The sequence below is a fragment of the Massilia sp. CFBP9026 genome (assembly GCF_034045165.1).
Taxonomy (GTDB): Bacteria; Pseudomonadota; Gammaproteobacteria; order Burkholderiales; family Burkholderiaceae_D; genus Telluria; species Telluria arenae.
Window position 1 is genome coordinate 911,551 of the sequence record NZ_JAXCWH010000001.1, and the last position, 11,257, is coordinate 922,807.

9 protein-coding genes are annotated in these 11,257 nt (G+C 66.8%); 4 read left to right on the forward strand and 5 right to left on the reverse strand.

All coding sequences use genetic code 11. The features are described 5' to 3' along the window. Positions 1–9: 9 nt before the first annotated feature. Positions 10–885 carry an SMP-30/gluconolactonase/LRE family protein gene (locus SOM28_RS03690; RefSeq protein ID WP_320467320.1) on the forward strand — a complete coding sequence of 292 codons (876 nt, stop codon included), beginning with the start codon at positions 10–12 and terminating at the stop codon, positions 883–885. Here SOM28_RS03690 and SOM28_RS03695 read toward each other — a convergent pair. The 3 genes from SOM28_RS03695 to SOM28_RS03705 all read right to left on the reverse strand — a co-directional run bounded on the left by SOM28_RS03695 (position 874) and on the right by SOM28_RS03705 (position 3,412). After that, entirely contained in the window at positions 874–1,908 is a 1,035-nt protein-coding gene (locus tag SOM28_RS03695; protein ID WP_320467239.1) for a DUF4380 domain-containing protein, read from the reverse strand. The two genes, SOM28_RS03690 and SOM28_RS03695, sit on opposite strands and share 12 nt — an antisense overlap. A 114-nt stretch (positions 1,909–2,022) precedes the next feature. After that, entirely contained in the window at positions 2,023–2,412 is a 390-nt protein-coding gene (locus SOM28_RS03700) for a hypothetical protein (RefSeq protein ID WP_123070517.1), read from the reverse strand. 112 nt (positions 2,413–2,524) lie between these two features. Next, the gene (locus SOM28_RS03705) at positions 2,525–3,412 is read right to left on the reverse strand and encodes a LysR family transcriptional regulator (protein WP_320467240.1); all 888 of its coding nucleotides are present in this window, start codon (positions 3,410–3,412) and stop codon (positions 2,525–2,527) included. A 96-nt stretch (positions 3,413–3,508) separates the two neighbouring features. Between SOM28_RS03705 and SOM28_RS03710 the strand changes: the two genes are divergently transcribed. Together SOM28_RS03710 and SOM28_RS03715 are read left to right on the forward strand one after the other, a co-directional pair. After that, complete coding sequence (locus SOM28_RS03710; RefSeq protein ID WP_320467241.1) at positions 3,509–4,438, forward strand: DMT family transporter; 930 nt, start codon at positions 3,509–3,511, stop codon at positions 4,436–4,438. Positions 4,439–4,543: 105 nt separating this feature from the next. Continuing rightward, positions 4,544–6,058 carry a S41 family peptidase gene (locus tag SOM28_RS03715; RefSeq protein ID WP_320467242.1) on the forward strand — a complete coding sequence of 505 codons (1,515 nt, stop codon included), beginning with the start codon at positions 4,544–4,546 and terminating at the stop codon, positions 6,056–6,058. On the opposite strand, the gene SOM28_RS03720 is transcribed toward SOM28_RS03715, so the two are convergent. Both SOM28_RS03720 and SOM28_RS03725 read right to left on the reverse strand, forming a co-directional pair. Continuing rightward, positions 5,976–6,668: an MOSC domain-containing protein gene (locus tag SOM28_RS03720; protein WP_320467243.1), complete on the reverse strand. Its 693-nt coding sequence runs from the start codon at positions 6,666–6,668 to the stop codon at positions 5,976–5,978. The genes SOM28_RS03715 and SOM28_RS03720 overlap by 83 nt on opposite strands. Positions 6,669–6,681: 13 nt before the next feature. Then, positions 6,682–8,139, reverse strand: a complete 1,458-nt coding sequence (locus SOM28_RS03725) for a M28 family peptidase (RefSeq protein ID WP_320467244.1) — start codon at positions 8,137–8,139, stop codon at positions 6,682–6,684. A 387-nt stretch (positions 8,140–8,526) separates the two neighbouring features. Between SOM28_RS03725 and SOM28_RS03730 the strand changes: the two genes are divergently transcribed. Beyond that, on the forward strand, positions 8,527–11,094 hold the full coding sequence (locus SOM28_RS03730; protein WP_320467245.1) for a TonB-dependent receptor plug domain-containing protein: 2,568 nt from the start codon (positions 8,527–8,529) through the stop codon (positions 11,092–11,094). Positions 11,095–11,257 lie beyond the last annotated feature (163 nt).

Consider the following 11,257-nt stretch of genomic DNA (forward strand, 5'->3'; position numbering starts at 1 on the left):
TCGATGGAAATGGAAATCGTCGCCGGCGTGCATTGCGCGACCGGTGAGAGCCCGATGTGGCATGCGGGGGAACAGGCCTGGTACTGGGTCGATATTCCCGCCCGCCGCATCTGGCGGCGCGACCACGCCAGCGGGGAACTGCGCCGCTGGCTGGCGCCGGAAATGGTGGCCTGCATTGCCGGCAGCGGCGGCGGCGAACTGGTGGCGGGGATGGAGAGCGGGATCTTCCATCTCGACCTGAACGACGACGGCTCGGTCGGCGCCAGCCGGCTGGCCGCGCCGCCGGCCACGGAGCTGGGCGAGGGCATGCGCTTCAACGACGGCCGCTGCGATCGCCAGGGCCGCTTCTGGAGCGGCACCATGTTCATGGATATGGGCGCCGCGCGCGCGGTCGGCGGGCTGTATCGCTACTCGGGCCGTGACGGCCTGCACGGGCCGGTGGTGTCGGATATGCTGACCCAGAACGGGCTGGCCTGGTCGCCAGACGGGAAGACGATGTATCTGTCCGACTCCCACCCGCAGCGCCGCATGGTCTGGGCCTTCGACTACGACGTCGACGCCGGCCTGCCCCATGACCAGCGGGTGTTCCTCGACCTGAACGGCCAGAAGGGCCGGCCCGATGGCGCCGCGGTCGATGCCGACGGTTGCTACTGGACCTGCGCCAACGATGGCGGCGTGGTGCAGCGCTATACGCCGGCGGGCAAGCTCGATCGCGAGATCGAACTGCCGATGGCCAAGCCGTCGATGTGCGCATTCGGCGGGCCGGATCTCGACCTGCTGCTGGTGACGTCGATCGATCCGGGCACGGGGGGGGATGCCGGCGCCGTGGTGTTGCTGCGACCCGGTGTCAAGGGCGTGGCCGAGACGCCGTTCTTACGGGATTAAAATTCCGAGCTGCGCCGCATGCCGGCGCAGGAATTCCAGGTGGGCGTCGCGGGTGGCGGGACCGTGGTAGGGCAGGATGGTCCACAGCTCCGACGCCCGCATCGCTTCTCCGGGCGCCAGCTCGACATAGGGCGCGTGCACTTCCAGCTCCAGCATGCCCTTGTCCGCCGCGCGCGCGTCGGCGTCCTGGTACAGCTCGACCTGGCCCTGGGCCGGGTGGATCGCGGCGCGCGGCTGGTGGGTGAACTGGATCACCAGCGCCTGGCCATCGCGGAACGCCGCCAGCCATCCGTGTGACGGCTGGGCGAACAGCTTGCCCTTGCGTGGTGCGTCACCCGGCATCGGCAAATCCAGCGACAACAGGCCGCCGCCCAATGTGTAGTGCAGCGCTCCAGCCGGCTCGATCCGAACGTCTTCCCGCGCCGCCACCGGCACATAGGCCATCGTGTGCGCCGGCACGCGCGTATTGAACCAGATGTCGCGACCCGCCAGCTTGCCGCTGTGGTTGGTGGCCTCGGCGTCCAGCCGCAGGCTGCCAGGCTTGCCTGCGACCAGGGCATAGCGCTTGCGCAGGCCGATGCCGGACACCGGACTGGCCGGGCTGTCCAGCACGATCTCGTCCTGCTTTTTGTGCACCAGTGCGTACTTCGCGAGACTCAGCCAGGGGTCGGGCGGCCAGGTCGCCTTGGCCGCGGCGCGCGCCGGATTGACGTCCTGGTGCACCCACCACTCGCGTTGCGGACCGATCCAGACCTCATGACCCTGGTAGCGGATATAGCCCGATGTCGCGTCCGGAGGCGCATCGGGATCGCCGGCGGCTTCGTCGATGAGCAGGAAGTTGGGCTGGCCCTTCAGCGCGAACGACAGCAGGCGGCCGCCGGCGACTTCCGATACGCGCGCTTCTACCACGCCATTGTCGAGGCGATGCGATGGCAGGGCGGCGGAGGCGAGTGCGGCAGGGGTGAGGAAAAGGGAGAGGCAGGCGAGATGAAGCGCCAGGAAAGACAGGTGCGGACGTGGCATGAATGCGGGCATCTGCTGTGCGTTGGGCGCTCCAGCATAGCAGAGAACAAGCCGCAAAGCCGCAAAGCCGGTTACCCGGCCTTGCGGCTTGTCGATGCGTCAGATGCTACCGGATTACTTCGAAGCGTCCTGCATTTTTTCGCCGGCGCGTTCGACGCTGCGGCCAGCAGCGGCGGTGGTGTCGCTGACGGCATCCTTGGCTTCGGCTGCCGCTTCACGCGATTCCTGGCGCACTTCTGCGGTGGCGTTGTCGATACGGTCGCCAGCGCGGTCGGCAGCGGCTTCGGCGCGGTCGCCGGCAGCTTCGATACGGTCGCCGGCGCGCTCGGCGGCGGCGTCGGCAGCGGCCACGCCTTCGCGGGTTTCATTGGCCACGGCGCGGCCGGCATTGTCGACGGCGGCGCCGGCTTCTTGCGCTGGGCCCATATTGTCGTTTTTGTTGCAGCCGGTTGCCAGGACGGCGACGGACAGCATGAGGGCGGAGAGGGCGATGGTGGTTTTCATGGTGTGCTCCTTAAAATAAATGTTGTCGTTTAGCTTACACCTACTGCTAATTCTTTGACTCACGCTACGACCGCAATCGTGCGCGACGGAAGCATTACAACATTTCCAACACTCATCCGCTGTGCGCTAGATAACGTAACAACGTTTCGGCGTGCGGCGACAAGGTGGTCGGATCGGCGAAGCACACCCGAAGTTCCCGGTTGGCCCAGGTTTCGTCGAGCAGCACGATGCCAACCGGCAGCTCGCGTGCAAAGCGGCTTGCCGCAGCCTCGGGCAGCATGGCGATGCCGGCGTCCTGCGCAACGAGTTGGGCGATGGCGTCGAAGCTGGGCGCCCGCACCCGCACCTTGAGCGGCCGCCCGCTCTGGACCGCGCGCGACTCGATGAAGTGCTGCATCGGCCGCTCGGCCGGCAGGCAGACGAAAGAGAACTCGAAGGCGTCGCGCATCCGGGTGTCCGTGCGTTCTTCGAGTGGGTGGCCGTTCGGCACCAGCAGCACCAGGCGGTCGGTGCGAAAGGGCAGCGAGATCACGTCGCCGGTGGCCACGTTGCCGTCCAGGATGCCGATCTCGATGTCGCGGTCGCGCACCGCCTGCAGGATGTCGCGGCTGGTGCGCTCCTCGAGCTGCAGGTCGACCGACGGGTGGTCGGCCAGGAATACCCCCAGCGCCGCCGGCAGGAAGGTGCTGATCGCCACCGTGGTGCCGGCCAGGCGCACCGCGCTGCGCTGCGGCCCGCGCAGTTCGCGCACGGTGTCTCGCAGCTGGTCGGCCTCGCTGACCACGCGCGCGGCGCGTTCCAGGATGAAGCGGCCGGCCGGCGTCGGTGTCATGCCACCGGCGGAGCGCGTGAAGACGACGACGCCGCAATCTTCCTCGAACCCACGCAGGCGATTACTGGCGGCCGACAGGGCGATCGGGAAGCGCTCGGCCGCCTTGCTCAGGCTTCCAAAGTCGGCGATGGCGAGCAGCAGGCGAAGATCGGTGAGGTCGAAGTGCATGGGTTTCTCGAAACGCGAAGGCCTGGTCCAGGATTGACGCATTCTAACGTGGAAGCTTTCTCGGCAGAATAAGGACTTTGCCACCGAAGCCCGATCATGAGTCCCACCCAAGCACGTCTGCGCAGCTGGTCGCAGGATGGCCGCCTGTACGCGGTGCTGGCCGCCGCCGGCTTCAGCATGAAGGCGGTATTCGTCAAGCTGGGTTATGCGGCGGCGCCCGTCGATGCGCTGACCCTGCTGGCGCTGCGCATGGGCTTCGCGCTGCCGCTGTTCCTATGGCTGGCGTGGCTGGCGCGCGATCCCGACGCCGAGCCGCTGTCCGCCAAGGACGGCATCCACGTCGCCGTGCTGGGTTTTCTTGGCTACTATCTGTCCAGCCTGTTCGACTTCTACGGGCTCGAAACCATCACGGCCGGACTCGAACGGCTGATCCTCTACCTTTATCCGACCCTGGTGCTGCTGTTCCAGGTTGCCCTCACGCGCCAGCGGCCCTCGACGCGTACCCTGCAGGCGCTGGCCATCTGCTACCTGGGCCTGGGCATCGGCTTCGTGCACGACCTGCAGGTAACCGGCTGGAGCCGTGACGTGATGGTGGGCTCGGCCTGGGTATTCGCCAGCGCCGTAACCTATGCGCTGTACTACCTCGGCACCGGCGCGCTCGTGGGCCGGATCGGTTCCATGCGCCTGGCCGGCCTGGCCGGCAGCGCTTCGTGCGTGTTCGTGCTGGGGCACTTCATGGCCGCTGGCGACCTGGCCGCGCTGCCGGCGCTGCCGCCGGCGGTCTGGCTCAATGGCGCACTGATGGCCGTGGTCTCGACCGCGCTGCCGATCTACTGGCTGGCGCTGGCGATCGGGCGCATGGGCGCGGCGCAGGCGGCGGCGGTGGGCAACCTGGGGCCGGTGCTGACCTTGTTCGCAGCATGGCTGCTATTGGGAGAGCCGCTGTCGATCTACCAGCTGGGAGGGCTGGCGCTGGTGATCCTGGGCGTTGCGCGGCTCAAGCCGAAGGCACCGTCGCACCGGTAGCGCACGATCTGCGACACACAATCGCAGTTGGCGATCCATTCGAAGCAACCGGGACATGGTAAAACTCTTGCTGCAATGTACTTCCATCGACAGCAACGAGGAATCATGACAAGCACGTTATCACTGCCTCGCGCGATCAAGGCGCTGGCCTTCGGTCTGTGCGGCCTGCACGCGTCGCTGGCGCTTGCGGCGGCCCCGCAGAATCCCTGGGCCGCGATGGCGCGGGCGGACGCGGATTTCATCAACGACTGGATCGAGCGCCAATCCATCTCCGCCGTCCACCCGGCGAACGGCGATTTCCACGCGAAGCTGGCCACGGCGCGGCGCACGTTCGACGCCGAGTCGACGCGCGTCGACAGCTACGCCGGCTATCGTCACGCGCTTGGCCATTTCGTCGGCTCCCTCCAGGACCTGCATCTGGTCCTGCGCCATACGCTGACCCCGTCCACCTACCAGTGGCCCGGCTTCATGGCAGCCTATCGTGGCGGCCGCTACCTCGTGGCCACCCAGGGCAGCGACCTCGCCGGTCAGGAGATCACGCAATGCGACGGCCAGCCGATGGATGCGCTGGTGGGCCGTGTCGCCACCTACGAACAGCTGATCGCCGGCGTGGAGTCGACCAAGGCGCGGGCCGCGCCCCTGGTCTTCCGGGATGGTGGCAGCCCGTTCGTGCCGCGACCGCGCAGCTGCCGGATCGGCGGCCGCAACGTCGCCCTCGATTGGCAGACGGTCGCGGCGAGCAGGTTTGCGGCGGATATGCGCAGCGCGATCGCATTCACCGACCGGGTTACGGGCGTTACGCCATTCGGCGCCGATGGTTCCTGGGTGCGCATGGGTATATTCCACATGCAGACACAGGCCGAAGGCAAGGCGTTCAAACAGCTCATGGCCGATGCACCGGCATTGCGGGACAAATCCGTCATCGTCCTCGACGTGCGTGGCAACGGCGGCGGCTCCTATGAGTGGTTCATGGGTTTCCTGCGCGCGCTGTATGGCAAGGAGTATGCCGACTATCACGCCCGTTCGCGCCTGGGGATCTCGCACGTCTACCGGACTACGCCCGAGATCATGGCGTACTTTGCCGCCGACGAAGCCGCCGAGACCGGCGACCTCATACCTCCTGCTGACGGCACGCCGTTCGACAAGGGCTACGTCAAGTACCGCCAGGCCGTCGAGGCCGGGAAGACGGTCTTCGTCACGCCGCCCAATGCGCGTGGTATCCCGCAGCCGGCGAAGGAGCCGGTCAACCCGGTCAAGGCCAGGGTGCTGCTGCTGACCGATTACAACTGCGCCAGCGCGTGCATGGTGTTCGTCGATGAACTGAAACGGTTTCCGGGAGTCGAGCAGGTGGGCGTCGAGACCTCGGTCGACTCGCGCACCGGCACCGGGTTCGGGGCGCCGCTGCCAAGCAATAATGGCGTGATCGAGGTGCCGGTCGTGACGCGTGACGGCCGCGAGCGGGGGGACAATATTCCGCATCGTCCTACCCGCGTCTTCAGTGGGAATATTTTCGATACGGCGGCCGTCAAGGCATGGATCAGCGAGGAGATCCTGGGCGGGAAGGCGGAAGCGGGTCCTGATCGAACAGGCCCGCACCCGTCCAGCGCGGCCGGGAAGTGAGCGTGCGCGCCGCGACGGCCTTGTGCGCGTACGTGGCGCCTAGCCCGCGCAGCAGACGTGGAAAGGCACGGCAATAGCTGGACTGGATGCCCGCCAGGCGCGCCAACTGGGCGTATTCGACCACGGCGCCTGCAGGGACGGCGTCGAGCACCTGGGCGATGCGCAGGCGCCAGTCTTCCGGCCACGATGCGAAACCCTGGCCGAGATCGCGCACCGGATCGCCCGGACGAATGACGCCGCCCTCGACCACGCGCGCGAGGACGCCGCGCCTGGCGCCGATCCTTGCCGCCAGCCGCTCGCCATGCAGGTCGAGCCGGCCGCAGGCTTCGCAGGCAAACATCAGGCGCACCTTCGCTTCGTCCCCGATCTGCAGCACGGTTCCGGAAGGCAGGCGGTCGATGTCGTCGTCGAACAGGAGGTTTTCGCGCAGCGCCTGCGGCGGGAGCAGAAGGTCGGCGTAGCTGGCACAGGAAGCCAGTAGCAGCTGGCGGGGGGACAGCGGATCGAGATGGCGGTCGCCCTCGGCGCCGCTGCCCGCGATCAGCCGCATGCTGTCGACCCGTATCGGCGCAGGCGCGCCGGCTGGGCGGATCGACAGGCCGGCGATCACGTGGAGGCTGACGTCAAGGCGCGGCGTGCAGCGCGCGCGCCGCCTCGCGGTATTTGGCGGCGTTGGGCACGTCGGTCCATGCCGGCTTGGCCGTGTCGTTGGCGATGTCCTGCAGGGCGACGGCGATCATGCGGCTCACGCGCGCCATATTGTCGTAGTCGATCTTGTCCCAGGTGTCGTCCTTGCCGTGGTAGTCAGGGAAGCCGAAGGCCACCGCCAGCGTGTGGGCCGGCACGCCGGCATCGGCCAGCGCCTGGTTGTCGCTGCGCGCGAAATAGCGGTCGCTATTGGTCGGGTGTTTCCAGAAGCGGATGCCGGTGCTATCGGCGGCGCGCTGCAGGGTCGTGCCGACGGTCGAGTAGTCGAAGCCGGTCATGGTCGCCGAGCCCACTTGCGGGCCTTCGCTGTCATCGGTGCGGCCCAGCTGCTCGAGGTTCAGGTTCATTACGGTGTCCTTCAGCGGGAACACCGGGTTCTTCGCGTAGTAGCGCGATCCGAGCAGTCCCAGCTCTTCGCCGAACAGGGCGACGAACACGATGCTGCGGCGCGGACGCTCCTTTTGTGCGGACATGGCCGCAGCGATCTCGATCATCGACACGGTGCCGCTGCCGTCGTCGTTGGCGCCGTTATAGATCTCGCCGTCGCGGATGCCCAGGTGGTCGTAGTGGGCGCTGAGCATCACGTAAGTGCTCTTCAGTTGCGGATCCGACCCGCGCAGGACGCCGATCACATTGCGCAGCTTGACCGGGCTGACGGTCGGCGCCACCACCCTGGCGGCCACGCTGGCGCCGCCCTGTTCGAGCATGCCGGCGACGTCGGCCGCGTGCAGCAGCACGACCGGCGGGCCGTCCTTGGCCACCGGCTGGCTAGGGTCGATCAGCCAGCCGCCCTGGGTGCGGCCGTGGCGGCGTTCGCGGTCGATCATCACGATCAGCGCAGGCTTGCTCTGCAGCTTGGCTTGCAGGGTGGCGGCCGCGCCGGGAATCGCCGCGGCGGGCACGACCAGCACCTTGCCGTTGGCCGCACTCTTGTCGTCCAGCGCCGCCTGCCACTGCATGAACACGGCAGGCGTGTTCTTGAGGGTAACCGGATCGACGAAGTTGGCCGAGGCGCCGCCCAGTGGCACATCGATCGTCTTGCCACCGGCCGTCACCGTGATCGTGATGTCTTTCTCGCCGCGCATGGCGTATTGCCAGTTGGCGGTCTGGTAGTAGCCGTCGTCGCCCGCTGCTTCCAGGCCGGCGCGGCGGAACTGGGCTGCGATGTATTCGGCGGCCAGGTCGACGCCGCGCGATGGTGTGCCGCGGCCCTCCAGCAGGTCGGACGACAGGAAGGACAGGTGGCCGCGCAGCGAGTCGGCCGAGATCTGGCTGGTCAGCGCTGTATTGGAGGGCGCGCGTGGCGCTTCGGCATGGACCGCGCAGCCGGCGAGGACGACGGAAAAGCCGAGGGCAGAGACAAGGTGACGCATGCGTGGACTTCCTTGGGATAGAAAAAATTGCAATATGACATGTTGAGCAAGTGCGGTCAATCGCATGGCCGGCAGGGCGTTTCGATGGCGATTTGCATAAGCTTGTATTTATTTATTCGTTTGGCATAGCATTTCCGCTAGGTATTATGCGTCTTCCACAGGAATTCAACGATCATTCAGCCATGACGCATTTGCAGCATCCCACTTCACGAACCCGCGCGGCGCACATGCCGAGCATCGTCGGGTCGTGCTGTCGAATGCCGCGCACCTGATCGCCTGATCCATACCGCCGTCTTCCGTACCTGTCCAACAAGGATGGGGCAGGAAGCGCACGCCCGCTGCGGGGCCGGGAGCACCGCCGGCGGGTAGACCACCACCAGGAATACCATGCACAAACCACTCGCTATCGTCGTGGCGCTCGCCGCCGCATTCTCGCAACACGCCGCCGCCCAGGACATCGAGAAAGTCGTCGTCACCGGCTCCAACATCCGCACCACCCAGAAGGAAGGCGCCAGCGCCGTTCAGGTCATCTCCGCCAAGGAGCTGGCCGCCACCGGCAAGTCCAGCATCGCCGACGTGATCCGCTCGATCTCGGCCAATAGCGGCAACAGCTATAACGAGCAGTTTACCGGCAGCTTCTCGGCTGGAACCGCCGGCCTGTCGCTGCGCGGCCTGGGCCAGAAGAACACCCTGATCCTGGTGAACGGCAAGCGCGTCAGCCCCTATGCCACCGCCCAGAACCTGCAGGAAGTCTTCGTCGACCTGAACAGCCTGCCGATGGCGGCGGTGCAGCGCATCGAGGTGCTCAAGGACGGCGCCTCGTCGGTCTACGGTTCGGACGCCGTCGCCGGCGTGGTCAACATCATTCTCTATAAAGAGGTCAAGGGCACCGAGATCAGCGCCCAGGTCGGCCGCTCCACCGAGGGCACCGGCCAGGACGACAAGAGCGTGACCCTGCAGACCGGCTTCGGTTCGCTGGTCGAGGATGGCTATAGTGTCGTGTTCTCGGCAGACGCGCAGTGGCGCGACAAGCTGCAGCAGGACCAGGTGGGCTGGATGGCGGGCAGCGACTTCCGCGGCAATCCGAACGGCACCCTGGCCTGGGTGCCGACCAATTACGTCAACAACGATCCGACCCAGTGGCTGGGCGGAGCGTCCGGCGCGAATGCGGGCCCGCTGGCAGTCCAGCCGTATGGCGAGATCACCCCGGGCCGGAGCGGTAACGTGCTGGCCTATAACCCGGCCACCTACAAGACCCTGATCCCGGGCATCCAGCGCGCCCACGCCTCGCTGCGCGGCACCGTCAAGCTGGGCCAGGACCACGAGGCCTATGCCGAGGTGCTGTACGGCCGCTCGCGCGCCGACCAGACCTTCAGCGCGCCGCTGACCGTCGGCACCGGCCTGCGCGCCTGGAACAACGGCACCCAGCAGCTGGACAATATCAACGTCGTGCTGCCGGTCGGCCATCCGAACAATCCCGACGCCACGCCGCTGCCGTTCAACGCCACCCTGTTCGACCTGGGCCCGCGCATGAAGCAGGGCCGCGTCGAGTTCTTCCGCGTGCTGACCGGCGTGAAAGGCTATGCCGGCGGCTGGGAATACGATGCCTCGGTCGGCCATTCCGGCAGCGAGCTGAAAGAGAGCGTACAGAACTTCGTCAACCGCTACGAGTTCGAGAAGGTGCTGGCGGACGGCAGCTATGACTTCGTCAACCAGGCCAACAACAGCGAAGAAGTACGCAACCGCCTGCGCCTGTCGACCTTGCGCCCGGCCGAATCGAAGCTCACCACCGTCGACCTGAGCGCCACCCGCGAACTGGCGCAGCTGCCGGCCGGCGCCCTCGGCTTCGCCGCGGGCGCCCAGTGGCGCCGCGAAGAGATGGATTCGCAGACCTCGACCGCGGTATTGTCGGGCACCGAGCTGCGACCGGCGATCAACATCATCGACGGCAGCCGCGACGTGGCGGCGCTGTTCGCCGAGCTGAACGTGCCGGTGCTGAAAGACTTGAGCGTCAACCTGGCCGGCCGCGGCGACCATTACGACGACTTCGGCAGCGCCTTCTCGCCGAAAGCCAGCGTGCGCTGGCAGGCGGCGCCGTGGCTGCTGGTGCGCGGCACGCTGTCGCGAGGCTTCCGTGCGCCGTCGCTGCCCGAGATCACCAACTCGACCTCGGTCAGCTACGGCAACGTGGTCGATCCGCGCGATCCGATCTCGCCGACCCAGGCGCGCGGCATCACCAACCTGACGATCGCCAACCCCGACCTGTCGCCGGAACGTTCGACCAATGCCAACTTCGGCATCGTACTAGCCCCGAACAACCGCACCAGCCTGGGCCTGGACTTCTACCGCATCCGCACGGAAGGTGTGATCGGCACCGAATCGGCCGACAACATCATCGCCAACGAAGCGAGCGCTCCGGGCAAGATCGTGCGCGATGCCCAGGGCCGCATCCTGACCCTGTACCGCCAGTATGCCAACCAGGGCAACCGCTCGGTATCCGGCTTCGACATCGACCTGCGCCACGTGCAGCCGCTGGCCGCCTACGGCAAGCTGACCGTGAACGCACAACTGAGCCGCGTGCTGACGTTCGAACAGCCGCTGGCCGTCGGCCGGCCGCTGACCGAGGGCGCCGGCAACAATTACTTCGGCTCGATCCCGAAGTGGCGCGGCGTGACGGGCCTGACCTGGGACATCCAGGACTGGAGCAATACGCTGGTGTGGAACTACATCGATGGCTACGAGCAGACCACCCGTCCGGGCGAACGCGTCAAGCCATATGGCACCTTCGACCTGAACCTGGCGTGGAAGGCGACCGAGGCGGCCACCGTCAGCTTCATCGTGCATAACCTGGGCGACAAGCGTCCGTCGTGGGATTCGTCGACCGCGTTCTTCGATTACACCCAGGGCGATCCGCGCGGCCGGGTGGCGTCGGTGAAGGTCAACTACCGCTTTTAAACGCCACCTCGAGCGGTTTCGGTCGACGCCGGAGCCGCTTGGCGCCATCCTTTCTCCGGTTCGTCGCAACGCGGATTGCCGGACTCCCGCCTGCTGGGCACAATGGCTTTACTTTCAGTCAAGCGAGCCAGCATGTCCAGTCCCATCCGATCTCTCCTGCCTG